At 58.4% G+C, this 26287-nt stretch carries 20 protein-coding genes; 7 read left to right on the top strand and 13 right to left on the bottom strand.

Annotation, left to right across the window (positions count from 1 at the left end):
* Positions 1-71 precede the first annotated feature (71 nt).
* Positions 72-1334 (bottom strand): TIGR03503 family protein, encoded by a 1263-nt coding sequence (locus tag G5195_RS08230; RefSeq protein WP_227342321.1) that lies wholly within the window; start codon positions 1332-1334, stop codon positions 72-74.
* Positions 1331-2065: a DNA polymerase III subunit epsilon gene (gene dnaQ, locus G5195_RS08225; protein WP_088869726.1), complete on the bottom strand. Its 735-nt coding sequence runs from the start codon at positions 2063-2065 to the stop codon at positions 1331-1333. The genes G5195_RS08230 and dnaQ overlap by 4 nt, the downstream gene beginning before the upstream one ends.
* Positions 2066-2144: 79 nt before the next feature.
* Here dnaQ and rnhA point away from each other — a divergent pair, with 79 nt between their 5' ends.
* The gene (gene rnhA / locus G5195_RS08220) at positions 2145-2609 is read left to right on the top strand and encodes a ribonuclease HI (RefSeq protein ID WP_193859965.1); all 465 of its coding nucleotides are present in this window, start codon (positions 2145-2147) and stop codon (positions 2607-2609) included.
* Here rnhA and G5195_RS08215 read toward each other — a convergent pair.
* Complete coding sequence (locus G5195_RS08215; protein ID WP_005361718.1) at positions 2597-3319, bottom strand: methyltransferase domain-containing protein; 723 nt, start codon at positions 3317-3319, stop codon at positions 2597-2599. The genes rnhA and G5195_RS08215 overlap by 13 nt on opposite strands.
* A 72-nt stretch (positions 3320-3391) precedes the next feature.
* Between G5195_RS08215 and gloB the strand changes: the two genes are divergently transcribed.
* Positions 3392-4156, top strand: coding sequence for a hydroxyacylglutathione hydrolase (gene gloB / locus G5195_RS08210; RefSeq protein WP_005337817.1), 765 nt, complete (start codon positions 3392-3394; stop codon positions 4154-4156).
* A 70-nt stretch (positions 4157-4226) separates the two neighbouring features.
* A complete protein-coding gene (locus G5195_RS08205; protein WP_216953219.1) occupies positions 4227-5780 on the top strand; it encodes a lytic transglycosylase in 1554 nt (517 codons plus the stop codon).
* 160 nt (positions 5781-5940) lie between these two features.
* On the opposite strand, the gene astE is transcribed toward G5195_RS08205, so the two are convergent.
* Together astE and G5195_RS08195 are read right to left on the bottom strand one after the other, a co-directional pair.
* A complete protein-coding gene (astE, locus tag G5195_RS08200) occupies positions 5941-6966 on the bottom strand; it encodes a succinylglutamate desuccinylase (protein ID WP_158112368.1) in 1026 nt (341 codons plus the stop codon).
* Between the two features lie 294 nt (positions 6967-7260).
* Positions 7261-7470, bottom strand: a complete 210-nt coding sequence (locus tag G5195_RS08195) for a DUF1127 domain-containing protein (RefSeq protein WP_158112369.1) — start codon at positions 7468-7470, stop codon at positions 7261-7263.
* Between the two features lie 525 nt (positions 7471-7995).
* Between G5195_RS08195 and G5195_RS08190 the strand changes: the two genes are divergently transcribed.
* The gene (locus G5195_RS08190) at positions 7996-8889 is read left to right on the top strand and encodes a DNA replication terminus site-binding protein (protein WP_421236020.1); all 894 of its coding nucleotides are present in this window, start codon (positions 7996-7998) and stop codon (positions 8887-8889) included.
* 154 nt (positions 8890-9043) lie between these two features.
* Here G5195_RS08190 and G5195_RS08185 read toward each other — a convergent pair whose 3' ends face one another.
* Positions 9044-12880 carry an SNF2-related protein gene (locus G5195_RS08185; protein ID WP_421236019.1) on the bottom strand — a complete coding sequence of 1279 codons (3837 nt, stop codon included), beginning with the start codon at positions 12878-12880 and terminating at the stop codon, positions 9044-9046.
* Between the two features lie 616 nt (positions 12881-13496).
* On the opposite strand from G5195_RS08185, the gene G5195_RS08180 reads away from it, so the two are divergent.
* The 3 genes from G5195_RS08180 to G5195_RS08170 all read left to right on the top strand — a co-directional run bounded on the left by G5195_RS08180 (position 13497) and on the right by G5195_RS08170 (position 16643).
* On the top strand, positions 13497-13883 hold the full coding sequence (locus tag G5195_RS08180) for a hypothetical protein (RefSeq protein ID WP_216953215.1): 387 nt from the start codon (positions 13497-13499) through the stop codon (positions 13881-13883).
* 50 nt (positions 13884-13933) lie between these two features.
* Complete coding sequence (locus G5195_RS08175) at positions 13934-15976, top strand: protein-disulfide reductase DsbD family protein (RefSeq protein WP_421236018.1); 2043 nt, start codon at positions 13934-13936, stop codon at positions 15974-15976.
* Positions 15977-16118: 142 nt separating this feature from the next.
* A complete protein-coding gene (locus tag G5195_RS08170) occupies positions 16119-16643 on the top strand; it encodes a protein disulfide oxidoreductase (protein WP_421221393.1) in 525 nt (174 codons plus the stop codon).
* Between the two features lie 111 nt (positions 16644-16754).
* Here the strand turns inward: G5195_RS08170 and G5195_RS08165 are convergent, their stop codons facing one another.
* The 7 genes from G5195_RS08165 to G5195_RS08135 all read right to left on the bottom strand — a co-directional run bounded on the left by G5195_RS08165 (position 16755) and on the right by G5195_RS08135 (position 26273).
* Positions 16755-18122 (bottom strand): tetratricopeptide repeat protein, encoded by a 1368-nt coding sequence (locus G5195_RS08165; RefSeq protein WP_421236017.1) that lies wholly within the window; start codon positions 18120-18122, stop codon positions 16755-16757.
* Positions 18123-18358: 236 nt separating this feature from the next.
* The gene (locus G5195_RS08160) at positions 18359-19102 is read right to left on the bottom strand and encodes a hypothetical protein (RefSeq protein WP_421221391.1); all 744 of its coding nucleotides are present in this window, start codon (positions 19100-19102) and stop codon (positions 18359-18361) included.
* A complete protein-coding gene (locus G5195_RS08155; RefSeq protein ID WP_421205333.1) occupies positions 19102-19380 on the bottom strand; it encodes a hypothetical protein in 279 nt (92 codons plus the stop codon). The genes G5195_RS08160 and G5195_RS08155 overlap by 1 nt, the downstream gene beginning before the upstream one ends.
* A 44-nt stretch (positions 19381-19424) precedes the next feature.
* Positions 19425-20225, bottom strand: a complete 801-nt coding sequence (locus G5195_RS08150; protein WP_052451217.1) for a hypothetical protein — start codon at positions 20223-20225, stop codon at positions 19425-19427.
* Complete coding sequence (locus G5195_RS08145; RefSeq protein ID WP_421221390.1) at positions 20225-23398, bottom strand: T6SS effector BTH_I2691 family protein; 3174 nt, start codon at positions 23396-23398, stop codon at positions 20225-20227. Before G5195_RS08145 ends, G5195_RS08150 begins: the two co-directional genes overlap by 1 nt.
* Positions 23395-24234 (bottom strand): DUF4123 domain-containing protein, encoded by an 840-nt coding sequence (locus tag G5195_RS08140; RefSeq protein WP_421208655.1) that lies wholly within the window; start codon positions 24232-24234, stop codon positions 23395-23397. The genes G5195_RS08145 and G5195_RS08140 overlap by 4 nt, the downstream gene beginning before the upstream one ends.
* Complete coding sequence (locus G5195_RS08135) at positions 24234-26273, bottom strand: type VI secretion system tip protein VgrG (RefSeq protein WP_421221389.1); 2040 nt, start codon at positions 26271-26273, stop codon at positions 24234-24236. Before G5195_RS08135 ends, G5195_RS08140 begins: the two co-directional genes overlap by 1 nt.
* Positions 26274-26287: the final 14 nt, after the last annotated feature.

The raw sequence follows: 26287 nt of genomic DNA, 5'->3' as shown, positions 1-26287 counted from the left end.
GAGCTAAAAAACCGCCCTGCTTATCGAGGGCGGTTTCTTCTCTCTGGTGTATCGTTTTTCCCGAGTCTGGGCTACTGCTCTGGCAAATTGAGATCCAGCTTGGCTGCCGGTTGGCCGTTTTGTTGATTTTCAGCCTGAGCTGCTGCTAGCGCACGTTTAAAAGCACGCCGTTTTTGCATCACCACAAAACCTGCGCCTCCCAGCAACACCAGTAGTACCCCACCCCCAACCAGAACCCAAAGTAGCCACCCCATTCCCTCTTCAGGCTGCTCTTCGGTAGACTCGGCGCTGGAGGCCTGAGCGGCTGCTGATGCCACCTCTGCGGGAGGCGGAGGGGGCGGAAAGATATTGAAGGTTTTCACTGGCAACTCGATCTTCAGCTCGCGCCCCAGACGAGTGGTGCCATAAAGGGTCGCTTTCACCTCATGCTGACCGACCTCCTTGATGGCAGAGAGATCGATATCAAGCTTGGGCTCACTGGCCGTCTCGCTAAACTCGTAGAGGCCACCCACATTGCTGGTGACACTCCCCTTGATCGCGACAGAGGCCGGATCCAGTTCATCACGATCGATCAGCAGCGACAATTTGGCGCCCAGCTCTTCCGAAGGGGGTGTCAGGTTATAGCTGAACGGATAAGGATAGAGCAGCACATCCTGATAGCGGGCTCGGACAAACACCTGATTACCTGTGCTGAACATGGCGCGGTATTTGCCGGCGGGAATATCCTGTAGTGTCACTTCCGCCGTCATGATGCCGTCACCCGGCACTTCGTCCAGCCCCTTGCCATCATCGCGATAGTGGCCAAGTACTTGATCCAGCACGACCTCTTTCTTATCGGCATCGCTGAACGATTGCAGCTTGACGGTCATGCCAAGGTCAGAGAGATAGTATTTATCTTTCGGCGGCTGACCATTGATCAGCAACCACGCCTTGAGCTTGACCACCTCCCCCTGATAGAGCTGCATCGGCAGGGCGGCGATATCGAGCCGGATATCGGAGAGAATGCGCACCCGGTTGTCGGGATCTACCTCGCCAATCGCCTGCCAGGGGCCCGGCATGGGATTGCGCAGGGTAATGAGATCGTGCTCCGGCAGCGCCAGCCAACCCACATCTGCGGGTTTGACCTTGCCTACGTAAAGCTTGCTGCCATCGGGGCGAACCAGGATCACGGACGGGGTACCCGGCTTGCGCTTGATGATGAAGGTTATCTCCTTAACCCCATAATCGATGCGAAAGCGGTTATCCAGCAGCGGAATATCGGAAGGGGCAAATACCTCGGTCGCCGTCGCCCCCAGCGAGAGCAATAGCAGCAGACCTGCACACCACTTGCTCATTGCCGCCACAGACAACTTCCTCCCTTTTTCTGTACCAGATCCAGTCTCGCTTCGTGCAGGGCCTGAACCTCGGCAGTGGCACGCACCACCTTGAGGGCGGGTCGGTTGCTCTCCAACCGGCGAATGCTGGTGTCCTGATTGCTTTCGTTTTCGTTGCTCTCGGTAGCCAGATTGAGTTTGGTCTGGCCGCCGGTCATCAGCAGGTAGACGTCCGCCAGGATCTCCGCATCGAGCAGAGCCCCGTGCAGGGTACGGTGGGAGTTGTCGATACCGTAACGATCGCACAGCACATCCAGGTTGTTGCGCTTGCCGGGGAAGAGATCCCGCGCCATCGCCAGGGTATCTGTGATGGTGCAGATATCCGCCGTCTTGAAGTTGAGTCCGAGCTTGCTGAACTCGTAGTCCATGAAGCTCACGTCAAACGGCGCGTTGTGAGCGATCAGTTCGGCGCCGCGGATGAACTCGAGGAATTCGTCGGCAATCTGGCTGAACGACGGTTTGTCACGCAGAAACTCGTCGGTGATACCGTGCACCTGGATCGCTTCCGGGTCGACCAGACGATCAGGCTTGATATAGACGTGATAGTGGTTACCGGTCAGCTTGCGGTTGATCACCTCCACACAGCCGATTTCGATAATGCGGTGCCCCAGATAGACAGGGCCGCCCGCCGTATTCATACCTGTGGTTTCAGTATCCAGAATGATCTGGCGATTCAGTTGGGGTGTGTTCATGATCCAATCTATGTCAAACTTCGGCTTTACTTACTCGCTAGTTTACCCCAAGCCTCATGTTAAAACAGATTGATTGCTCATGTTAAAACAGATTGATGTCTATACCGACGGCTCCTGCCTCGGCAATCCGGGCCCGGGTGGTTACGGGGCCGTGATGGTCTACGGCAAGCACCGCAAAGAGATTTCCGCCGGATTCAAGTTGACCACCAATAACCGGATGGAGCTGATGGCCGCCATCATGGGGCTGCGCACCCTCAACGAACCGTGCAAGGTGCGCCTCACCACCGACAGCCAGTATGTCCGTCAGGGGATCACCCAGTGGATCATCGGCTGGAAGAAGAAAGGGTGGATGACCGCCAACCGGCAACCGGTCAAGAACGTCGATCTCTGGAAGGAGCTGGATGCGGAAGTGGGTCGCCACCAGATTGAGTGGCTCTGGGTGAAGGGTCACTCCGGCCACCCGGAGAACGAACGGTGCGACGAGCTGGCCAGAGAGGCCGCCTGCGGCAAGGAGCTGGCCGAAGATACCGGCTACCAGCCCTGACGGGCCATTCCCGGTGTGGCGAGGGACTTTGGCAGTTGCCAGCGCCGCCGCACCGGGATCAGTGGAAAGCGCCGTTTACGGGCCGCAATCACGTATACCGATGCAAATGCCCTGCAATAATCCCGCCCGATACTCTCTCGCCACCAACTGTGCCAACTCTGTTTTCCCATAAACGAATAACCAAAGCGCTCGTCGAACATCACCTCGCATCCCAATAGATGCAACCAGTCCGTCACCCGCCCCGGGGTGAACATCCGTGCCGACCAGGGCATTCTGCGCCGCAAGAACGGCACACAGTGACCGATCCCGACCAGACTCATGGGGTTATAGCCACTGATGATCAGCCAGCCATCGTCGGTCAACACTCTTTCGGCTTCGCGCAACACTTGGTGGGGATCGGCGGAGAAATCGAGGCAGTGAGCCAGTAGGCAGGCATCGACGCTACCGGTCCGCACCGGCAGATCGAGGGGATCGCCATACATGTCGAGCAACCGCCCGCCGGGGGCGACTCCGATCTGGTGACGAATGGAAGAGCGTTTGCAGGAGAGTTCCGCGCTCAGGGCGCCAATTTTCAGCAGATGATACCCAAACAGATTGGGACACCAGTTGTCGAGCCGATCCTGGATCTCGGCCGCCACCCAGTCCCCCATAGGCAATGCAGACCAGCTGGTCGGGATCTCGATTTGTTGTTCGGTACGTGCCACCTGCATAATAGGGCTCAACTCGGGGTTTCGAACGCCATCCTGTTATATAAGATACCCTCCCTAAAGAGAAGCAGACTCATGTATCCAGTGATCACAGTTCCAGCCTTTAATGACAACTACATCTGGTTGATCCGCCACGAAAATCACTGCCTGGTGGTCGATCCGGGCGATGCCGCACCCGTGCTGGAGCGGCTCGAGGCATTGGGGCTGGTGCTCGATGCCATCCTGCTGACCCATCACCATCACGACCATGTCGGGGGTGTCACCGACCTGCTTGCCCACTTCCCCCACGCCCGGCTCTATGGCCCCAAACTTGACCCGATGCCGGATCACCACGGTCAGTGGCTGGAAGATGGCGATCAGATCAACTGGCACGGCCTCGCCCTCGAAGTGATCCATGTGCCCGGGCACACTCGCGGCCACATCGCCTACCACGGCAACGGCATGCTCTTTTGTGGCGATACCCTCTTCTCGGCCGGTTGTGGCCGCCTGTTTGAAGGGACGCCGGAGCAGATGTACCACTCGCTGCAACGACTCGCCGCCCTGCCCGATGAGACACTCATTTATTGTGCCCACGAGTACACCCTCTCCAACCTGCGTTTTGCCTATGCGGTCGAGCCGGACAACCCGGCGATCCGCCGCCAGATCGGGCTGATCAGCAAACTGCGGCAACAAGGGCTGCCAAGCCTGCCAACCCGGCTGGGTGACGAACGCACTTTCAACATTTTTCTGCGATGCGAACAGGATTCAGTGAAATTTTCTGCTGAAAAACATGGGCTAAAATGCGTGGAAAATCCGGTAGATACCTTCACCATCTTGCGTCAGTGGAAGGACGTTTTTTGAACAAACCTTGATCAGGGGGCCATTGCCCCTTATGATGCGGGCTGTTTTTCCCAAAAATGACCGGAACGAGATGAAGGTACGAACGGCCTTATTGGCAGCGCTGTTGCTCAGCGGCTGCCAAAACCTGAGCCATCAGGATGACCGGGCGCTAACGGCAATCGAGCCGATCAAGTCCCCCCAGGTCAAGAAAAAAGCGCATAAAAAACACTCTTCCCATTTCCTGTTTGGCGATGAACAACTGGATGAAATGGAAGAGACGGACAATCTGTGGGTGCGTATCAGCGATGATATGCAACTGGAAACTCCGGACAACCCGCGCATCCGCCAGCAACGTGAGTGGCTGTTGCGCAATGATAAGCATCTGGCGACCATTGCCAGCCGGGCTGAACCCTACCTCTATCTGATGGTAGAGGAGATTGAACGGCGTGAGCTGCCAATGGAGCTTATTACTGTCCCGATGATCGAGAGCATGTTTGATCCTCATGCCCGATCCCGCAGCAATGCCGTCGGACTCTGGCAGTTTGTGCCAGCGACAGGCAGAAACTTCGGTCTGCGCCACGACAACTGGTATGATGGACGGCGCGATGTGCTGGCCTCCACCAATGCGGCGCTCGACTATCTGGAGTACCTGAACCGCTTCTTTGACGGTGACTGGCTGCAAACGCTGGCCGCCTACAATGCCGGTGAAGGCCGGGTGCGCAACGCCATCCAGCGTAATCAGCGCGCAGGCAAGCCGACCGACTACTGGTCGCTCGATCTGCCCCGGGAAACCCGGATGTATGTGCCCAAGATCCTCGCCATGGCTGACATGATCAGCAATGCGGACAAGTACAATATCCAGTTGCCGGTGCTCGCCAACGAGCCGAAGCTGCGTGTGGTTGAGACTGGCAGCCAGATCGATCTGAATGTGGCCGCCCAACTGGCCGGTCTGCGCACGTCACAGCTCAAGGAGGTCAATCCGGCCCTGAGCCGTGGCGTGATGTCGCCCCGTGGCCCTTACCGCCTGCTGGTACCGGTGGAGTATGCCGATACCCTGGAGCTGGCACTAGCTGATCTGCCCAAGAGCGAGCGTATTCGTACCCGCTCCTATCAGGTCACCAGTGGCGATACTCTGTCGCGCATCGCCCAGAATCACGGCGTCAGCGTGAGCGAGCTGAAACTGGCCAACAATCTGCGCAGCAACAACCTGCGTCGCGGTCAACAACTGGTGATCCCGACCCATGGTCAGGTCAGCAGCAAGGCCAGCTCCGCCAGCAAACCGCAGCAGCTGGCAAGCCGTGGCAGCAGCCAGAAGGCCAAGGTCAGTTACAAGGTGCGCTCGGGTGACAACCTGTGGAGCATCAGCCAGGCGCACGGTGTCTCCCACGAAGAGCTCGCCAAGTGGAATGGTCTGAATGCCAAGTCGGCGCTCAAGCCAGGCATGAAGCTGGTGGTCTATCCCAAGCAAGGGAAGAAGAGCGACAAATCGATGGTGTATCAGGTTCGTCGTGGCGACTCCATCTCCTCCATCGCGGCTCGCTTCCAGGTGGCCATCAACGATGTGATGCGCTGGAACCAGCTGGATAAAGGGGATTACCTCAAGCCCGGTCAGGAGCTGACTCTGTTTGTGAAGAACAACACCTAAGCCTCACCGCTTGAACCCGATAAAAAACGGGGCTAGTCATCTGACTGGCCCCGTTTTTTATTACTGCGGCTAACCGCTGCTGTGTCTGAGCCGCCGACTAAAACAATGGCTTGGCGCCACCTGCGGATGCATCACCGCTCTGCAGGCAAAACTATCACCGCTATTCCCAGAGCCTTGTCGGCACCACCATCAGCACGGTGCGCTGACCGATCGCCACGTTGGCATTGGGGAAGACCACCGCCTCACGCGGCTTCTCGACCGTGTAGCGCAGCTCACCATCCTCGGCCAACACGAACCCTTGCGGAAATTCGGTGAAGTTGTCCACATCGCTGGCGAATAGAAAGCGAAACTGCTCCGATTTTTTGGTGATCACCCGATCGATGGCAAACAGGGTGAAATCGTCCGCCCGCCACGGCTCCAGTGCCACTTCATCCTGAGTGACCAGCTCCTGCAGTGCCTGCCGGGTTTCGATAAAGCGGGTCATATCGTTCTCACCAAATGGCCGTACCTTGCCCAGCTCCACCGTAAAGGCATGGGCCCCATGCTGGCGGGAGCTGTAGTAGCTGAAGGTCGTGGTCGGGCTGGCGGAGAGCAGAATGGTGCGCACCCCGCAGGCGCCGAGGAACTGCACCTGCTCGCGGCAGTGGGGCCGCTCGTGGGGAAAGGGGTAGACGGCAAACTTCTCGTGGCGCGAACCGCGAATGGCGGTGTGCAGATCGTAGTGGTAACGGGGACGAGCCGGATCGGCAAAGAAGCGGCTAACATACTGCTCGAGGCGCATGGCACGGATCCGCTCCCGATTGCAGAGCCCCTCCCCCTTGCTGTGGGCGCCAGAGAAGAGCCGGTTCATGTTCTCCTCCACTTCTCGCAGCCCCAGATTCATCGCCGCCGGATTGCCAAACAGGAACAGCACCCGATGGCGGGCGCTCAGCTCGCCTGAGAGCAGACGGCTCAGCAGCTGGTTGCAGATCTCGATGGGGGCAGTCTCGTTGCCGTGGATACCGCAGGAGAGGACGATATCCTTGCGTCCTCCCGGCTGATCGCCCGCGCCACGGGCAGGCTCCAGACAGAGCACGCCCGTATCCCAGACGCTGACCCGCGCACCATCGGGCAGGGCAAATTCAAAGGGCTCAAGCTGCCACTCATGGCTGCGGGTCAAGGCCAAAAAATCGTGCTGGGGAATCATCCGTCTCACCCTCTCGCTCTGGAATACTATGGCCGGATTATACGCAAGGCATCGTGGCTTAAAATCATTTTTTAAACAAATTCAAACATTAACGATACAAATGTGATAACAATCGAACGATGACAGCAATGACAGTAGCGATGTGGAATAAAGAGGAGAGGAAAAAGGATCAACAAATAACAGGGGGAAAACGGGGGGAGATAAAACAGACAATAACAGACCTGGCAGTTGGTCCCCACAGGGGCAGAACAGCAAACGACTCAGCAGAAAAACAAGGCATCCATGCCCGGTAGATCAACCACGCCAGAACGGCTTGGTGGTCTCTTGATAACGGTCAGCTTCGTTCAGGCCGATGTCTTTGAGCAGGTACTCGGGCAGCTCGGAGAGCTGGCGACGGCTGCGGCTGCGCTCCAGCCAGGTCAGAACGGTCATTTTAACGCGAGCAACCAGATTCAATTGGCTGGAATGCTGGTAACCGGTTTCGGTATAAGCCATGTTGGCCATGATGTGGCTCCTCTGAATATTTGTTTACGCACTGGGCTTTATTTGATGCGCAAAGCTTAGTCAGGGAACAGGGCCGACTCAATTGACGAATTTTGATACGTTACATTAGTAAATCTAATGTCTAAAAACGGCAGGATTTAATTTTAACGCTTTGATTTTAAACAAATAATTATTTTAACAGTTGGCCAGCAGAGTCGCACAGCATATTGTGCTGCATGGCACCCATCTATATATGCATTTTACTGCTTTACATATGCAGGGATGGACAAGGTGTGAACAGCTGGCAACAGCGGAGCTACACGTGATTGTTAATTTAATGATCTTGTGGTGATCTTTATTTAACACTCTGAAACATAAATAAAACCATTACCACATCCCCATTCAGAGGCGCACATTGCCCCCTCCTCAAAGTGCCTCTTGGCACTCCAACCGCATGCTGGTATGTTTATTTATACAGTAGTTTTGCTACCCGCAGCAATGTCATACCTGATGTCGTCAACAGCGGGTCAGACCACAGGATCATCGATGGATACCTTTACCCCTACCGCCGCCCTGCGTCAACAGATGGCCGCCATTGAAACCTCTCTCAACCAGCTGGCCGATCTGCTTGGCCAGCTCGAGCTGCAGGAGGCCCATGTCTATCCCCTCCCCCCGGTGGCGCAGGGGGAAGAGCACGACCCGATCGAGCAAATTGAGGTGGGCTATCTCAACGGTGAAGCCGCACTGGCGGCCACCCTCGCCGCTTATCGGGACCACAGCGCCCGCCCCGGCTGCTCCACCAAGGCGACTCACCGGCTGCCCGGCTGGTTGCGCTTTCCTGCCGCCGCCGCCCCGCAGCTCCAGCCGCTGGTTGAGGAGATCAACCAGCGCAAGCTTGATTTCAAGGGGCTGGTGCAACAGGCGGGGGGACGGGATGAGAAGTTCGAGCTGGTACATACCGCCCTGCCCGGCGTGATCACCCTGCAGGTCTACCGCAAGCTGACCCTGTTGGCGGGGGATCTGCAATCCCTCGGCTTTACCTGGGCTGACAAGCAGACCATCAATCGCCTCACCCGCGAACAGGTGCTGGAGATGCTGGAGCGCAGCCGCCGCTACATACCGGCCCTCTCCAACAACGAGGAGTGGAGCAAGATGGTGGATCAGGAGGTGTACGACATTCGCCGCCTACCTGCCGATGCCGAGCTGCGGATCCGCCGCCCGGTCAAGACCCACCCGATGATCAATCTGCTCTGGCTGGAGCGCACCCCGCGCAAGCAGCAGATCAAGGCGAGCCTGCCGCTCTTGCTCTGCTCGGATACCCCGCCTGCGGTCAGCCATCTGGGCAACTATCCCCCCAAGAGCCGGCAGGCGCGGCGGGATCGCAAGATTGGCGGTGAGCCCATCATCGAGCGGCTGCACCTCTATCTCTATCAGGGGTGACTGGATCAGGGATAGCTGGATCTGGGATAACCGGGCCGCCTTTCCGCGATAAACGAGTATCCCGCATCTGCATCCCAAATAAGAAAAGGGAGAACATCTCTGGATGTTCTCCCTTTTCTGTATCGATAGGCGGTATGAAAGGTAGCGTCGTCAATCAGCCCATCAGCAGGGCCCGCAGGCTCTCCACATCCAGCCCGCGCACCTCGGACTGGCCGCTCAGCAGGCCATCGGCCAACGCCCGCTTCTCGTCGTGCAGGGCGACGATCTTCTCCTCCACCGTCTGCTCACACACCAGCCGGTACACGGTCACCGGCTGGGTCTGGCCCATCCGGTGCGCCCGATCGCTCGCCTGATCTTCCACCGCCGGGTTCCACCAGGGATCGAGGTGCAGCACGGTATCGGCCTGGGTGAGGTTGAGGCCGGTCCCCCCTGCCTTGAGGCTGATGAGGAACAGCGGCACTTCCTCATGACGAAAACGCAGGATGGAGTCCTGACGGGACTTGGCAGAGCAGCCGCCATCCAGATAGCAGTAATCCCAGGATTTCTGCTCGATGCGGGCCCGCAACAGACTCAGCAGATCGACGAACTGGCTGAACACCAGCACCCGATGACCGCCGTCGATCGCCTCTTCCAGCAGGGCCATCGCCTCGTCCAACTTGCTGCTGGTTTGCGACCACTCTGGCATCACCAGCTCCGGCGAGCAGCAGAGGCGGCGCAGCCGGGTCAGGCCACTCAGCACATGCATCAGGGCGCGGCCATCGGCGCTTTGCACCTGCTGCACCACTTCCCGCCGAGTCGCCTCGTAGAGCTGGCGCTCTTCGGGGGAGAGGCTGATGTGGTGAATGATCTCGGTCTTGTCCGGCAGCTCGGTCAGCACCTGCTGCTTGAGGCGGCGCAGGATAAAGGGGCTGATCACCGCCCGCAGCAGCGCCATGTGCTGGGGATCCTTGACCGCCTTGCCAAAGCGACGCTTGAACTCGCCAAGGCTGCCGAGCAGCCCCGGGTTGATAAAGGTGAAGAGGCTCCACAACTCCCCCAGATGGTTCTCGATGGGGGTGCCGGAGAGGGCGAGGCGAAAATCCCCTTCCAGCTGGAACAACAACTTGGCGCGCTGGGTACCGGCGTTTTTGATCTGCTGCGCCTCATCAAGCACCATGCTGGACCATCGGCGGGACTTGAGCGCCTCCGCCAGACTGCCGAGCATACCGTAGTTGATGATGATCACCTGCCCCGCTTTGGCATCGCGAATAATGCGCTCGCGCTCGGCGGGATTGTCAAAGATCACCACCTCCAGCTCGGGGGCGAAACGGGCCACCTCCTCCTGCCAGTTGGTGACTACCGACTTGGGCACCACTACCAGCGCAGGGCCAAGGTGCTGGCGCATACGCAGCACGATAAGCGCCTGCAGCGTCTTGCCAAGACCCATGTCATCGGCCAGACAGGCGCCAAAACCGTGATGGGCCAGGGTCGCCATCCAGCGCACCCCCTCCTTCTGGTAATCCCGCAGCGCGGTGAGCAGCTCCGGCGGGCAGGATACCTCCTGCTGCCACTCCTGCTGCAGAGATTGCCATGCCGCATCCCCCTCGGTGGTGATGACCGAGAGCAGACGGGTCAGCGGATAGGCCAGCTTGTGGTTGATCCGCTGCTCGTCGTCGAGCATGGCCCCCAGCATGGTGAGCCGCTCCACCAGCTTGTCGCTCAGCATCAGGCTGGTCTTCTCGTCGAGCTGGACGGTGCGCTGACCCGGGGTCAGCTGACGCAGGATCAGGCGCAAATCGAGGATCTGGTGCTCATCGAGGGCCAGCGCCCCTTCGACCTGGAACCAGTCCTGCCGCCGCTCAATGCGCAGGCTTAGTGCCGCTTCATCAAGGCTCTTGAGGCGGGCGCTGTCCTGATGCCAGTGAATGACCACACCGGCATCCACCAGCTCCGGCAGGGCATTGACCAATGCCAGTGCCTGCTCTCCTTCAAGGCGCCACTCGCTGCCGGGCAGATCGATGGGAAGCTGATTGCGCAGCAGTTGGGCCTGCCCCTTCTCGGCGGCGAGATCGCGCTGCCAATAGTGGTTACCCTTGATCCCTTGACGGATGATGCTCTCCCCCTTGCCCAGAGGCTGGGGAGGCAACTCGTCAAAACGAGTCACCAGCTTGACCGCCAGCTGGCCATCCTGCCAATCGATCTGCACCGAAGGAATGCCCGGCCAGGGGGCCAGTTCGGCATTGCCGTGCAATCCCTCAACCTGGCTGTGCCAAGGCAGATCGGCGATCCCGTCCAGAGTGCGCTGCAACTCGCTCATCCCCTCGGCGGGCAGCAGCGGGATGGATTCGAGCGCTGGCAAGCGGTCGAGCAGCGGCTGCGGGGTGAGGATGAGCTGCCACAGATCCTGCGCCAGCGGCATGATATGGGCCCCGCGGGCGGCTGCATCTGGGATCAGCAAGGCACTCATCCCCTCTTCGGTCGCGATAATCTGCAGCAGCGGCGCCGTGATGGCGAGCTGCAGCTTCTGCCCCTTGGCGTTGAACAGGCGGGGGTGATCGGCCAGCGGCGCCCAGACATCCCGGGGCAAGCGTCCCATCACCCGCGGCAGGGTGCGCACCACTGCCCAGTCGTGCTCATCGAGCAGTGCCGCATACTGGGTGGAGAGCAGGGTGGGATCGACCCGGCGGCCCGCCGTCCACTCCCCCTTGGTGCTGAGTTTCTGGATCTTGCACTCCAGCTCGGGGCCATCGGCGTGAAGCAGCCACACCAGCCGCTCCTGCGGCTTGCGCACACCGCTGGCACGTCCCAGCCCCTGCAGCCAGTTGAGCCAGCTGGCGGAGGCTGCCCCCTTCTCCTCGCCGCCTTCCTCTTCTGACTCTTCGTCTTCGGCCTCGCTGTTGCGCAGCTGGCAGAGTGGCGCCCCTTTGGCCCCCTCTCCCAGCAGCAGGCGCAGCAGATCCTGACAAAACGCCATCAGCCGATGATGGGGTTCGGCGTCAAGCAGGTGGGAGAGATCCCACTTGTGCAGCATGGCCACCTGCGCGCTCTGGGCGCCGTGACGGGCCAGCGCGCAGAGATCGAGCCAGAGATAGCCCCAGTGCAGCTCCTCCACCGGCAGTTGCAGGGTATCGAACAGCCCGACCGCCTGCCCATGCCGCTCACCGGCCCACTGGCTGAGCAGATCGGCCAGCAGCGGAAATTGTCCGCCAAGGCTGCGCTGCCACTTCTTGCGCTGCTCGCTGGCAATGACGGGGTCTGCCTGCTGCAACCAGCCAAGCCAGAGCAAAGCACTGAAGGCACGCGGCCACTGCCCCTCATGACCCTCGGCCTGCCACTGGCCCAGTGCGGTGAGCAACCGCTCACCCAGCGGGCCACACTCCCCCTGCGAGGCAACCGCCTGCAGGGCAGGCCACAACAGGCTGGAATCGGTGCTTTCGCCATCCCCACAGAGCCAGCGCCACTCCGCCTCAAACGCCTTACCTTGCGCCTGCACCTCGGGGGCACAGCGCACTAGCGCATTGGCCAGCGGCCAGCGCTCTTCATAAGGGGCATCGAGCAGCAGCTGCAGCGAGAAGTGCTCCAGCAACAGTTGCTGCCAGGCGGGGCTGGAACCCGCCAGCAGCAGATGGGCATCTGCGGTATCGAGCAGTGTGAGCAGATCACCGGGAGAGAAGAAAGCCGGGATCTCGCCCGCCTTGCCCCTGCAAAGCTCGCGCACCAGCCCGTGAACCAGATCCTGGCCGGTCACCGAGGAGACCCGGCCCCAGTCAGGGGCAGCACAAAGCCCAGCCCGCACCCCCAGGATCAGCGCCAGCGTCCCCTCTGCAGTCAGGCTCCACTGCTGCTCCCCGCGCAATCTGACAAGGCCGGCGTCATGGAGCCGGGTCAGGTGGCTGGCGAGCTCATGGCCCGCCCCCAGCGTATCTTGTAACAGACGGGTACTGGCGACACGCTGCAGTTGCAAGGCACTGAGCAGCAGATAACTATCCGAGGAGAGGGTGGAGGCAGACATCAAGACTCACGGGCAGATGCAAAAGCGGAATTTTAACGGGAAAGCGTCAGCCACTCGACCCTTTACCGTGAAATAACTCAAAAAAAAAACGGCCATCCGTGATGACCGTCGAAAGTAACGAAGGAAATAGCCGGATCATCCGGTTACCTCCCACAGCGGGAAAATCGGGAGCGCTAGCCCCTAATTCGTGGAGCCAATGCTAGAGGTTGGCGCCCGAAAAAGCTTTGAAGCGGATCACAGTTGAAAAGGATTTCTGAAAACGGTTTCAATTTTTGACGACCTAAAGAGATGATCTTGCACCAAATGAACCATCTCCAACCCGGCCTTCCTCGTCGCGGCATGGATCCCATATACCCATTTCCATTCAGGGCTCGAGGGGGCTGTTGGCCCTGACCGCCGGAATGCGCGGGGCATTATCGGCGATTGGCAGCTGAACGACTCCCCCCTTGTCCGGAGCATTGGCAGACTGATCTGGCCAGCACGCTCGGTACTCGGCCAGCTACGAGGGCAAACGTGGCGACTCACCGGTTGCAAGAAACGGGGCTTCATCCGACCGGCTTGCCCGGGCTGTCATTGATCGATAGGATGTGCCCCATTCCAAGAGGGCAGGAGCAACATGATTTTGCGACAACGCGTGGCGACAAGACTCCTGCTGCTGGTCTGCATTCTGCTGCTCAATTGTGCACTCCAGCCGCTGACCAGGCTGGCTCAGCTGGAGATAGCCGCTGGCTGCCATATGCTGACCGTCCCATCCTCCGCCATCGATGTCGATGTCGATGAGGATGGCCGCGCAGCAACGCCGCAACCCGGCAGTTGCCAGCTCAACGGCAAGTGGCTCAGTGCCGCCAGCGTGCAATGCGCCGAACAGCTCTTCTTTGCCATCGCATTCCTGATCGCCCTGCTGGCACCACTGTCCCGTTGCTCGCCCCCCCTCCCCCCACCCAGAAATATCTCTCCGCCAGAACGGCGGCTTCATCTCACCCTTTGTGTCTGGCGAGAATGAGTCAGTCGCGGCTTAAACCACCCTGACTTTCATTTTCAAGAGACAACACCATGTCAAACATCTTCAAGACTGCCCTCTTGCTGGGCAGCCTGCTGTGGCAATCCATCGGATTGGCCAGCGATACCGGCTGGCTCACCAGCCCCCGCAACGATCACGCACAAATCCGGCTGCAAGCAGATAGCCGGGATCCGGCACAGCCCCGGGTGCTGCTCAGTCTGACACTCGAGTCCGGCTGGAAAACCTATTGGCAAAACCCGGGTGAAGGGGGAATTGCCCCTGAAATTCTCTGGGATGACCCCAAACTCACTCAACAATGGCACTGGCCAGTGCCAGAGCGATTCGCGGTCAGCGGCATGTCGACCCAGGGGTATCAGCAGGCCGTAACCTTTCCCATAAGCCTTGGCCATGGCAACCGCAAGGCGCTGACCGGCACGTTACGCCTTTCAACCTGCAGTAACGTCTGCATCCTGACCGACTACCCTTTTGCCCTTGCTCTGGATGGTACGGCACCGGACGGATTCGACCTTGCCTATGCACAGGCGATGAGCAAGCTGCCACAAGCCATGCCCAAGAGCGCCAACCTCCAGGCTGGCTACCAGCAAAACCGGCTACAGCTGAGCGCTAAGCAGCAAGAGGGGTGGCGGGCTCCGCAGATTTTCCTCCAGCAGCTGGAGGGGATCGAGTTTGGCGAGCCCAGCCTAGAGGTGCAGGGCAATACCCTGATTGCCCGCATTCCGGTCAGCGATGGCTGGCAAGGGGATGCACCAGATATCCGTCATCAGCAACTGGGCGTGGTACTGGTCAACGGTGACGAAGCCTGGCAGAGCCAGGTCACCATAGGTGATCCCCTGCCACTACCCGCTGGTGGCCACTCGCTGCGCTGGATCCTGGGGGCTGCACTGCTTGGGGGGCTTATTCTCAACCTGATGCCCTGTGTGTTGCCGGTGCTGGCCCTCAAGCTGGGATCAGTACTGCAGTTGGAGACCCGTGAGCGTCGCCCGGTTCGCTTGCAGTTCCTGGCGGCAAGCGCTGGTATCCTGGTCTCCTTTTGGGCGCTGGCACTGATGAGCACCCTGCTGCGCGCCACCCAGGGGGCCGTCGGCTGGGGTATCCAGTTCCAGAACGTCTGGTTTATCGGCTTCATGGTCGTGGTGACCTTGCTGTTCTGTGCCAACCTGCTGGGGCTGTTCGAGATCAGGTTATCCAGCAATGTCAACACCCGCCTGGCAACCGCGGGTGGCAACGGCATGTCCGGTCACTTTCTGCAGGGCTGCTTTGCCACTCTGCTGGCAACCCCCTGCTCCGCCCCTTTCCTTGGTACCGCAGTCGCCTTTGCGCTCGGGGCACCATCCGGTCAACTCTGGCTTGTCTTTACCGCACTGGGGATTGGCATGAGCCTGCCATGGCTGCTCATCGCCGCCCTGCCCCGTCTCGCGCTCTGGCTGCCAAAACCGGGACGCTGGATGGGGCGCCTGCGCATCCTGCTCGGCCTGATGATGCTGGGCTCCAGCTTCTGGCTGCTCAGCCTGCTTGGCAACCATATCGGCCATAACGGGGTGGTGATCCTGATGACTCTGATACTGGCAGCCCTGCTGCTGGCGGTCGTATGGCGCCACGGTATTCGCGGTGTAACCCTGGGGCTGGCGCTGGGCTGCTTGCTGGCCGCAGCCCTGCTGCTCGGCGGCGCCTTCACCATGGAGGGCAAACCACCACAGGATAGCGTCAACTGGCAGCCTCTCTCGGAGCTGGCCATCCAGGACGCACTGGCACAACACAAGCGGGTCTTCGTCGATGTGACCGCCGACTGGTGCATCACCTGCAAAGCCAACAAATTCAACGTGCTGCTGCGCGATGATGTGCAACGAGCCCTGAGTGCCCCCGATGTGGTGGCCTTGCGCGGGGATTGGAGCCGCCCCTCCGACAGCATCGCCGGCTTCTTGCGCCAACGCGGCAGTGTGGCCATTCCTTTCAACCAAATCTATGGCCCCGGGCTACCGGGTGGCGAGATCCTCTCTCCCCTGCTGGACCGTGCAACTCTGCTGGCCACTCTGGAGCACGCTGCGAACGCCCCTGTTCAAGGAGAAACAAGATGAGATATATCCTGCTCATACAGACCCTGCCGGGAGAGCGGGGCATACCCGCAGCGCAAGGGGGAAATTATCGGCAATCGGCTGATCTCCCTCATATAGCGCTCGGGGGCAACGTCAAAAACGCACTGGTCATCAAGGGGCAATCATGACAGCAACATCATCCCGGATCCTCAGTCTGCGCCGCTGGAGCAAGGAGGCCCTCTGGCTGCTGCTGTTGGCGGTGATTATCTCGACAGCGCTGGACGTCTGGCGCAGTCCGGCGCTGCCAGAGGAAAGCCCGCTGCCTCAACTGCTGCTGCAAGATGGCACTCTGGCCGACCTGCAGACAATGAGTCGGGACAGACCACTGCTGATCTATTACTGGGCCAGCTGGTGCGCAGTCTGCCGTGTTACCACACCGACAGTGGAGCAGCTATGGCGAGACGGCGAAAACGTGCTGACAGTGGCGCTGCGCTCCGGCGACCAAGCCAGGTTGCAGCAGGGGATGGCCAGGAAGGGGCTGACCTTCCCGACCCACAATGATGAGCATGGCGACCTTGCCGCCCGCTGGCAGGTGAGCGTCACCCCCAGCTTCCTCATCATCAAGCAGGGTAAAGTGGTGAGCTCCACCACTGGCTGGAGCTCGGGCCCGGGACTGAAACTGCGGTTGGCCTGGGCCAGCCTCGGCTAACTCGGCCCGCCTGGGAACACGATTGCGGCCCCTCTTCCCGCTGAAGAGGGGCTGCGATCGTATCGTTCTGACCTCGATTCAGAAAAAGGCCGGAGCCCGCAGCTACGCTGTTTAGCTTTTCCTCGCCGGTGATGGCATCTTGCCAAACCAGTGCTCTGAAAGTTTCTGCGCCTGTTTGACTTCCGGCCTGGTCATCGCTGCTTCCAGCTCGTCACGAGCCTGCACCGCCTCCGGCATCCCTTCTGTTGCCGCCAATGACAGCCAGGCATAGGCATGTACCCGGTTACGCGGAGCCCCCAGTCCCTCTTCACGCATGGTTCCCATCCGGTATTGTGCCATACGATCACCCTGTTGGGCCGCCAGCCGATACTGCTTGAGTGCCAACGCGTAATCTTCTTTGCCCCCTTGCCCCAAACGCAGCATTTCACCGTAGGCATAGAGTGCAGCCCTATTCCCTTGCCGGGCGGCCTTGGCATAGCTGGCTCTGGCCTGCTCCAGTTCACCTTGCTCCTGCTGCAGTGCTGCCAGATCTAACCATGCCCTGGTCACACCACCGTCAGCAGCACGCATTAACCAGTGGATCTGCTGCTCCCGGTCTACCTGCTGCAAACTCAATTGATATTCGGCCTCATGGGAACCGTGTGCAGCGGCCAGCTCCAGCCAGTAACGGCCCAAAGCAGGGTCTGCTGATACCAGCTCCCCGGCCAGATAAGCCTGGCCAAGCCAGAGCTCGGCTTCAGCAGAACCGGCATTGGCCGCCCGTTGATAGGCAGCGAACCCATGGATGGGGGCGGCCTGTCTGGCTTGCTTTAGCAAAGCGTCCGGTTGCTGCTGGGCTGCTGCCTTGTCGTGCCAGCGCTGCGCAAGATCCGGCCGTTTGGCGACCCCTTTACCTTGCGCATAGCGCTCGCCCAGCAGGTACTGGGCATCACGGTTGCCAAGCTCTGCAGAACGCTCAAGCCACTTGACGGCGTCCCTATCTGCCCCCGGTTGTGTGCTGTACCACCGTGCCAACACCAACTGAGCGTCGGCATGATCCCGTCTGGCGGCTTTCTCGAACCAGTCGAAGCATTCACTGACCAACTTGCCCTGATGCTGCTCCTGACACATCAGGCCCAGCTGATAGCTGGCATTGCTGTTGCCAAGGCGAGCAGAGCGCTGCCACCACTGGGTAGTGAGCGTCGGGTTTTTGGGCTCCCCGAGCCCGGCCTGATACCAGTCACCCACTTGCCAAGCAGCATTGGCGCGGATCTGTTTATCGGCGGCCAAGAGGCCAGACTGCTCGGCCGCTTGCTGCATCCAGTGCATGGCATTGGGGTAATCGGGTTGGGTTGCAAGCCGTCTGGCCAGTTCATACTGGGCGCGGCCATCCCCCTGCTTTGCGGCTTGGGATAGCTCGGCATCAGTGCGTGGCGCAGTGGCAGAGCAGGCGGTTAAGATGCTGGCAGTCAGTGCCAGCCATAGGACTCGATGGGTCATGAGAAATTCTTCGCAGAGTGAAAAAGGGGCGAATAAAACAGGGCCGGTTACAGGTAGTGCCATTATTGGTCAATCAAGGGGCAGAAAAGCTGAATTACAGCCTCTCTGCCCCATGGCTTAATGTTTATTGACCAGCAGATCGAAGCGAGCCAGCTCGTCCTCCGCCATTCAATATCTAAATAACAAGCCTAGATTAATTTACATATCGACTCTGTGCTTGTTATCAGTGAATAACTTTACGTGACAGGATGGCCCTTTATATATTTTATTTCGACGCATCTAATCTGCGATTTAATAAGTTCAACGACCCATCCAAAATCCTCAGATTTACAATATATGTTATCGCTATGTGCTGATTTAAAGGGCGTGGATTCAAATCTCAGGGCTTTTTTCCTATTGGAAATAAAAAGCGTGTAGGGCCACTCTTTTTTAAACATGGTTTCATGCTCTGTCACTTCACTTTTAAAGTCAGTAAAAAATACTGCCAAAAGCGCCATACCACCGGCACCCACCAGGGCCAATGGCCCCAGCAGGGCAACCGCGAGCACACATACCACCACACCAAACCACGCCAAGCCACGGACTATGGTATAGGCCACTTCGGGTATCGCATCCTGATAAGTGACGATGACACCCTCAGTGGTTACCCGGTAGTGGTAATCCTTATCTGCCATAACCAAATAGCGAAAATAAGGTGTCATTGCCATAGCGACACAGAATGCTAGATAAGCAAACCCCCAATCACCATCACCAGCAAGCAATACGCAACCCACAGCGAACAACGTCATAATTGTTGTAACTGTTAGAATCATTAGCCAAGCGAATGGTGTAGGAACCCTGATATCCCATTCATGGAGAGTCGGGGCTTCGCGCACCCTTTTTTGGTTGGCATCGATAATGCGCTGTTGCTCCTCCTGCGGTAGCAGATGAAAAGGGGTCTCCTGCTCATTAGCCCCAATGACTTCGTTTGCATTGTCCATTATCTGTTCCCTTGCTTGCCGACCATCAACGCGGGCATGGTACCCAAGCCGCCGGAGCTTGTCGCCAATGTGATTGGGCCGCTACTGCTACTGCTGCCCTTGAAGATAAATTCTTGCTGCACCATGCCCCCGAGATAACCCAGCTCCAGCTTGATGGCGGTATTGATATCGCCCCCCAGCGGCAGGGTATAGACCAGATCATCCCAACGTCCGCGCTGTGTCTCCAGGGTTTTGGGCTGCTTATTTGATGAACCATCTCTGTTTTTTTGGCTCGACATTAGCCTGAAAAACGTTCGATATCTCGCCCTGCCAATACAGCTCATTATTTATCAAAATTTCTTTTAAGGCCGACATCAAGGACGCCTAAAGGGGATCTGCGAAGGGAAAATTCGGTATTGAACTCCCTATACTCTTTACAATCAAGTTCTGACATAAGCAGCTTAAGGATGAAGATGAAATCCTTATGTTCACAGTGTAAATCTGAAAATGCACCATCTTCGAAAGGAACCGTTTCAAATCTAATCAAAGATTTTTTTTTCACAACCTTACACACATAAGTACAGTTTTTATTGAAACCAAGATATAGAGTCGTTACCTCTTTCTGGAAACCAGTGAAAAATATAGCGAAAAGCGCCATGCCACCGGCACCCACCAGGGCCAATGGCCCCAGTAGGGCGACCGCGAGCACACATACCACCACGCCAAACCACGCCAAGCCACGGACTATGGTATAGGCTGCTTCGGGTATCGCATCCTGATAAGTAACGATGACACCTTCAGTGGTTAACCGGTAGTGGTAATCCTTATCTGCCATAACCAAATAGCGAAAATAAGGTGTCATTACAGCAGAGACGCTCAACATAATATATACCCCGCTCCAATCCTCACCCGCGGTCAATAACAGCCCTCCCCCCCCGAGAAATAGTGTCGAGAAGAGGCACATTATTATGATGATAATCCAGGCTAATGGCGTGGGAACCCTGATATCCCATTCATGGAGGGTTGGCGCTTCACGCACCCTTTTTTGATTGGCATCGAGAATGCGCTGTTGCTCCTCCTGCGGTAGCAGATGAAAAGGGGTCTCCTGCTCGCTCACCTCAATGACTTCGTTTGCGTTGTCCATTATCTGTTCCCTTGCTTGCCAACCAACAGCGCGGGCATGGTACCCAAGCCGCCGGAGCTTGTCGCCAATGTGATTGGGCCGCTACTGCTACTGCTGCCCTTGAAGATAAATTCTTGCTGCACCATGCCCCCGAGATAACCCAGCTCCAGCTTGATGGCGCTATTGATATCGACCCCCAGCGGCAAGGTATAGACCAGCTCATCCCAACGTCCGCGCTGTGTCTCCAGGGTTTTGGGCTGCATGGCGACCTGATAGCGTGCCACATCCTCTTTAGTGCGGGCAGGTATCATCTGGCCAGCCTTGGCGAGCGGTTGGCTAATGACCTTCAGCCCGATGGTCTGCCCGCGCAAATGCGCAGGCAGCGAGAGCTGCAATTGCCATTGGGCGCGGCCGCTGTCCATCCACCCCTGGGGGGGCGTGCGTACCACACTCAGGCTGGCCCCCGGTTTATTGACTAGCAGCTCGAAGCGGGCCAGCTCCTCTTCGGCAGACCAGCCAGCAGGGTTATTGCCCCAAGTGGATTGCAATAACCACTTTTCCAGATCCGAAGTTTTAAAGATATTGAGCAGTACAGTCACGACCAGATAGGCGGCTCCCAGCACAAAGAAGCCAATGCCCATCCAGCTTGCACAGATGGCTGCGATGGATGAATAGCCCAGCAAGCCATTGATGCCTAATTGCGCAAACTGTGCCAAAAAAATTAAGAATTGTCCGCCCAATACGCCCACTTTCATCTGCAAGAGCGTCTTCTCCATGCCGCTTATCAAGGGGTCCTTACTAGCCTGCAAAGTATCCCAAAACTCAGCCCCGGCCGCCGCCATGCCCAGGCCAGAGAAGGCCAGCATACGCAGCGAGAAGGTTTTCACCAGCGCGGCATGCTCACCGACACCAGCTTCTTTCAAGGACATCCTAAGTAATGGCTCGCCATTTCTTGACAATGGCTTCAACTGCTCCCAAACCACCCCCTGATAGAGCGCGGCGATGGCATTGCCGGTCCAAGCGAAGGCCGAGCCCAGCTGTATATTGGCTCGCAACCGGCCAACCGACTGGGCATTTTGCGCCGTTCCGGCCATGACCACCGTCAGGTTCCAGAGGTTAAGCAGGGCCACCAAGCCGCCAAAGGTAGTCAGATTGGGGACTCTCTCGTTCATGGCGGTGATGCGCTGATTTACGCCGCTGCGCACACTTGCCAGATAGTCGCCGATATATTGCCTGGCCTGCTGCTGGTAGAGATCGCCTTTGAGTTTCACCAGCATGGGCATCTCACGGGCGATCAAGGTATCCAGCTTTTGCTGCATACTGCGCAGTTCGCCGTTGATAGCCTGCACTGTGGTGTTGTGGCCTGGCGGTGGTGAGCTGATGGATGCCATCTGTTTGGTAATGGACCAGATCTTCTGCTGGAAGCTGTTGGAGAGCAGGCGATAGCCGCTGTTGACCTGCAGCGGCTGATCACCGAGCAGTGATTCCAGCAGCACCAGCCTCAGATTACCTGCCAGGCTGTTCTTCCAAGCGTGGGGCAAGATGGCCGCCATGATCTGGGCATGTGCCCCCTTGGCCAATGACGTTGCTGCCGCCTTCATGGCGTCAATCACGGCTTCGGCAGCCTGGAACCAGGGTTTCTGCTTGAGCCCGTCATCACCCAGTAGCGCCTCCAGGTCGGCCGTTCTACCGAAGAGTGCCGTCATATCGCCAGAGGAGGTGCTGAGCCAGACATTGTCGACCGTCTGTTCACTCAGTCCTTTGTGCAGCGCCGCATCAAAACCATAGGGGGCCAGCGCCAGCAAGTTGTCATTGACCTTCTCGCCGAGCAGTTTTTCCAGCGTCTTTTTGTTGCCCTCTGTGCTGCAACTGAGGGAGAGAGCCTGCCCCGCCTCGGCGAACAGGGTTTGCAGGTAGGCTTGCCCTTCGGCCGTGCAGTTGTCGAGCCCCAAGGGCAGCGGATCGGCTTTGAGGCGGGTCAGGCCATTGCGCAAGTCCTCATGGGCACGGCCCACAGCCAGATCCAGTTCATTGAGTGGCCCCTGATACTGCTTGATAAAGGCATTGAGGCCACTCCAATTGACCTCGTCCTGGAACGCTGCGCGCTCTTTCCACTGACTTACCTGCTTGTGGGATGGATTGAAACCATATTGTTCCCGCAGGACCTTCAACTTGGCCTCGGCCTGTTTTTCCAGAGGAGAATCCAGCCTTATTACACCCGGCTCTGCCGTCATGTTCTCCATATCGGCTAGATAGCGATTCCCAAGATAATCATCCAGCGCCTCTTCAAAGGCATGAACCTTGGCCACATTCCCCCTGACGGAGGCGGGCAACTCTTTCTCATCGAGGCGCACTCGGGCCAGATTGCGCGTCACCTCGGCCATCATCAACTTGTGCGTGTTTGCCTTGCGCAGTTTCTCATCCTTGCCCATCAAAGCTTCGCGCTTGGCCAGCAGTTGATTGACCTTCATGGAAAGGTCTGCCAGATCGGCCAACGGATCCTCCAGAGCCACTACCATAGCGCTTTGGGGATCCGGCATTCCCGCCTTGTAGGCGGCTGGTGAAGCCGCGGGCTTGTGTACCAACAGTTTGATACCTTGCTTATCCTCTTCGGCTGGCTTGGCCAGTGGAGTGCAAGAGAGCACAAAGCCGTTATTTGGCATACCGAGATCCGCAACCTTATCTAGAGCATCAGGCAAACCACAATGTGCGGCCTTCATGGTGCTTGCAAAACTGCCCAGCTTGACCTGCCGCATCCAGGCACTGCGCAAGCCGTTGTTCTTCTCCATCTCTTTCTTGATACGCCCGGTCCAACGCTGGGGAGAGTAAATGAGGGACAACGAATGAGTCGCCGGGTAGAGCAGATGGCCCTTGCTCCCCTTGCTCTGACTGATGAACATGGCATCTTTCACTTCATATTCATCCAACACCTTGGCTTTTTCGTCATAGACATAGAGCCAGCCATCGCGCAGCTGGCGCAGGGCATAACAACTCTCCTTGAACTTGAGCGGTGAAACAAAACCCGCTCCGGCGGGCAATGGATGCTGCTGCTTCTGAGGAGGTGCGAAAGGCTCATCAAGGGCATAGCGCACCGGTACCAGGGCAATCTCTTTATTTTTAAAGGGGCAGGTGCCAACCGGGCTCTTGCAATCCTTGTTGCCGGCAGCTCCAGCTGCTTGGTTCGGGGTGCTCATGACGTTATTTCCTGTGCAATGGCGTGTTGCTCTGCCCAGTTGGCTGCCTGTTCAACACGCTGTGACGGGGTCTGTGCCGAGGGGGTAGTCAACAACCTGCTCACGATCGGGTAGGCATCACCCTGCCACCATGACTCGCCCAGGAAGCCCAGCACATTGAAAAACAGCAGCAAGTCGCGTTCGGTCTGAAATCCCAGTTGATAAGCCTGTTGGGCCCAGCGGGCAATCCAACACTTTGGATCGGTCTGCTGCGCCAACCGGGCGGGAAACCACGCCTGCATGTGGCGATAAACCGCATCCAGCTGGTTTTGCCAACTCACTTCGCCCAAGCGGGCCCATTGCACATCGGTGAGTCTGCATGTGTCGCCCATCGGCTCGGCAAGCGTCTCTTTGACCTGCCAATGGCGCCAACCGGTGCGGGTTGGCAGCCAGACTTGTGCAATTTTCCGCCACAGCCAGGGGTCTGCATCCACCATCAGACATGCCATGGTTTCCGGGGCGGCCAGTTTGAGCAAGATGCGGCTGCCGTAAGGGCTTTCGACCTCGATAAGCTGGCGCAACTGATCCGCCAGCGGCAAGAGAGGCAAAGCGGAGGCGAGCAACCATCCGGTATTGGCTGACAGGCTCTTGAACCAGCCGAGCAAGGGCTCGCTGGCCTCCACCAGACAGGGAGAGACCTCCCGCAGGCTATCCCAGGGGGCGTAGAGATAGAGCGGCTGGTAAGCCGGGCAGTCGCTGACCTCAAATAGTTGGCGTTCGAGCTCAGGGATCTGCCCGCCATCGAGCAACAGATAAAGACGTTCACCTTCTGCCAAGGTGAGCGCTGGCAATACCATTAGTTGCCCTCCTTGGCCAGCTGTTCACATATCTCGCAGACCGGCTCGGCCGATTTCAGAGTCGCAATCTGGCGAACCGTGTCGACCGGGGGCGGCGGGGGCACCGCCTCGACATCATCAGGCAGGATAGGCATCTGCCCAGCCCAACCGGAGCCAGAACCGGGACTACCGCCAGAGTTCATCTTGATGGAGCCACCACTTATCGTCACGCCATCAGCATCGACCTTGACGAAGCTGCCACCCACTTTAAGTGTCAGCTCGACACCGGCCTCCAACACGATCTTCATGCCTGCCTTGTAGTGTACCTCCTGGCCGGCATCAATCAGCAGCGATTGCCCCAGCTTCTGATGCATGGAGGCATCCACCGTCAGCGAGTAGTCCGCCTTGATCTGGTCGCGCTTTTCGCCTTCGACTGTCAGGTAGTCGTTGGCCTTGATGCGAGTGACCCGCTCGTTGTCGATATCCCGATGCTCGTCGTGTTTGATATGCCAGACGACATCGTTCTGGATGAGCACGTTCAGATCTTTCTGACCGTGGAGATAGATCTCTTCCTGACCAGCCTGGTCTTCAAAGCGCAGCTCGTTGAAGCCTTCGCCCTGATGGGTTTCGGTGCGCAGCACGGTGCGGGTCTTGTTGAGTGGCAACTCGTAAGGTGGCCGGTTGGTAGCGTGATAGGTGCGGCCAGTCACTATGGGCTGATCGGGGTCCCCTTCCAGAAATGAGACGATAACCTCGTGGCCAATGCGCGGCATGGCCATCATGCCGTACTGACCACCGGCCCAGCCCTGGCTCACCCGCACCCAGCAGGAGCTCTGGTCGTTGGAATTGCCGTAGCGGTCCCACGGAAATTGCAGTTTGACCCGGCCGTGCTCGTCGCAGTAAATCTCTTCCCCTTCGGGACCAACCACCATGGCAATTTGCGGGCCATCCACCATGGGCTTGTTTGGCGCCTCTGGGCTGCCGATACGCGCCCGCCAGGTAGTGCTCGCCTTCACCACGCCAAATTCGTTGTGATAAACGGTCGGGCCACTGCCGCCCTCCTCCTCCAGCGCTTGCGGCTGTTCGCCGGTGTGGCGGATATGGACGACTTGCCAGTCGGTATTGAGGCTATCGTTGGGGTGCTCGGTCAGTGAGAAGAACAGCCCCGGCATAAGGGCTGCGCTATTCGATTTGCCGCTGCCCGCCACTGCATCGTTGCGTAGGGCATCGAGCCGGTGCTGGGCAAAGGCCTTGCCGCTGCCGTCCTGCTTGTAGCGACCCGGGTAGTCAAAATGCTGATAGGTATCGCGCTGATGCTCGAGCTCTGCGCCCTGCTTTTTGTGGGAGAGGCCATAAGCCGGCGTCTTGAAGCTGTAGTCCTTGAGCTCTACATCGCTTGGCCGTACCGCCTCACGGTAGTGGAACTGGCGCACGTAAGGACCTTGTTTCAGCGAGCGGTTGCCAAGGTTGAAAAAGAGCTCGGGGCCAGCAGTCAGGGCTGCGGCATCGTCAGCAAAGACGATGCGATGTTTGCCTGCTTCAAACTCGTGGAAGTAGAAGAGCCCCTCTTCTGCGGCAAGGCGATTGAGGAAGTCGAGGTCAGTTTCGCGATACTGAACGCAGTATTCCCGCTGGGCATGTTCATTTTTCAGGGCAAAGGCGTAGTCGGTGATACCGTGTTCTTGCAGCAGAATGGAAAGAATTTCCTCGGGCTTCTGTGTCTGAAAGATGCGGGAGTTTTGGCGCAATCCCAACCGCCACATGGCCGGTTTGACTTGCAACTGATAGCGGGTGCGACGAAAACCGCTGTCCCCTTGGGCAAACTCGCTCACTACCCCGCAGACCCGGCGTTGCAGCTCGCCGTTGTACCACACCAGCAGCTCGCACGGCTGGTCCAGCACGGCACCAAAGTCGATATCGGGTTGGCTGCTTGCCAGCTCCAGCGTCAGAACAAACGGTCCGCTGAGCCTCTCATGCAAATCAAAGGCAGCGACAACGAAGGTGGTTTCTGGCAACGCCCCCACCTTGGCGGTGAATTGTAATCCTGTGCTATTGGCCATCTTGTGCCTTCTCC

The organism is Aeromonas sp. 601039 (assembly GCF_049174415.1).
Taxonomy (GTDB): Bacteria; Pseudomonadota; Gammaproteobacteria; order Enterobacterales; family Aeromonadaceae; genus Aeromonas; species Aeromonas veronii_A.
Note: the sequence above shows the minus strand (reverse complement) of the source record. Positions and strands in the feature narration are given on the sequence as shown.

What these genes read in the sequence shown, in the direction of transcription:
- G5195_RS08195 (WP_158112369.1), bottom strand. Translation starts at nt 7,470, where the DNA reads ATGGCCAACATGGCTTATACCGAAACCGGTTACCAGCATTCCAGCCAA.
- G5195_RS08170 (WP_421221393.1), top strand. Translation starts at nt 16,119, where the DNA reads ATGACAGCAACATCATCCCGGATCCTCAGTCTGCGCCGCTGGAGCAAG.
- G5195_RS08165 (WP_421236017.1), bottom strand. Translation starts at nt 18,122, where the DNA reads ATGACCCATCGAGTCCTATGGCTGGCACTGACTGCCAGCATCTTAACC.
- G5195_RS08150 (WP_052451217.1), bottom strand. Translation starts at nt 20,225, where the DNA reads ATGGACAACGCAAACGAAGTCATTGAGGTGAGCGAGCAGGAGACCCCT.
- G5195_RS08140 (WP_421208655.1), bottom strand. Translation starts at nt 24,234, where the DNA reads ATGGTATTGCCAGCGCTCACCTTGGCAGAAGGTGAACGTCTTTATCTG.
- astE (WP_158112368.1), bottom strand. Translation starts at nt 6,966, where the DNA reads ATGATTCCCCAGCACGATTTTTTGGCCTTGACCCGCAGCCATGAGTGG.
- G5195_RS08180 (WP_216953215.1), top strand. Translation starts at nt 13,497, where the DNA reads ATGATTTTGCGACAACGCGTGGCGACAAGACTCCTGCTGCTGGTCTGC.
- G5195_RS08160 (WP_421221391.1), bottom strand. Translation starts at nt 19,102, where the DNA reads ATGGACAATGCAAACGAAGTCATTGGGGCTAATGAGCAGGAGACCCCT.
- G5195_RS08155 (WP_421205333.1), bottom strand. Translation starts at nt 19,380, where the DNA reads ATGTCGAGCCAAAAAAACAGAGATGGTTCATCAAATAAGCAGCCCAAA.
- G5195_RS08190 (WP_421236020.1), top strand. Translation starts at nt 7,996, where the DNA reads ATGGATACCTTTACCCCTACCGCCGCCCTGCGTCAACAGATGGCCGCC.
- gloB (WP_005337817.1), top strand. Translation starts at nt 3,392, where the DNA reads ATGTATCCAGTGATCACAGTTCCAGCCTTTAATGACAACTACATCTGG.
- G5195_RS08185 (WP_421236019.1), bottom strand. Translation starts at nt 12,880, where the DNA reads ATGTCTGCCTCCACCCTCTCCTCGGATAGTTATCTGCTGCTCAGTGCC.
- rnhA (WP_193859965.1), top strand. Translation starts at nt 2,145, where the DNA reads ATGTTAAAACAGATTGATGTCTATACCGACGGCTCCTGCCTCGGCAAT.
- dnaQ (WP_088869726.1), bottom strand. Translation starts at nt 2,065, where the DNA reads ATGAACACACCCCAACTGAATCGCCAGATCATTCTGGATACTGAAACC.
- G5195_RS08175 (WP_421236018.1), top strand. Translation starts at nt 13,934, where the DNA reads ATGTCAAACATCTTCAAGACTGCCCTCTTGCTGGGCAGCCTGCTGTGG.
- G5195_RS08230 (WP_227342321.1), bottom strand. Translation starts at nt 1,334, where the DNA reads ATGAGCAAGTGGTGTGCAGGTCTGCTGCTATTGCTCTCGCTGGGGGCG.
- G5195_RS08215 (WP_005361718.1), bottom strand. Translation starts at nt 3,319, where the DNA reads ATGCAGGTGGCACGTACCGAACAACAAATCGAGATCCCGACCAGCTGG.
- G5195_RS08145 (WP_421221390.1), bottom strand. Translation starts at nt 23,398, where the DNA reads ATGAGCACCCCGAACCAAGCAGCTGGAGCTGCCGGCAACAAGGATTGC.
- G5195_RS08135 (WP_421221389.1), bottom strand. Translation starts at nt 26,273, where the DNA reads ATGGCCAATAGCACAGGATTACAATTCACCGCCAAGGTGGGGGCGTTG.
- G5195_RS08205 (WP_216953219.1), top strand. Translation starts at nt 4,227, where the DNA reads ATGAAGGTACGAACGGCCTTATTGGCAGCGCTGTTGCTCAGCGGCTGC.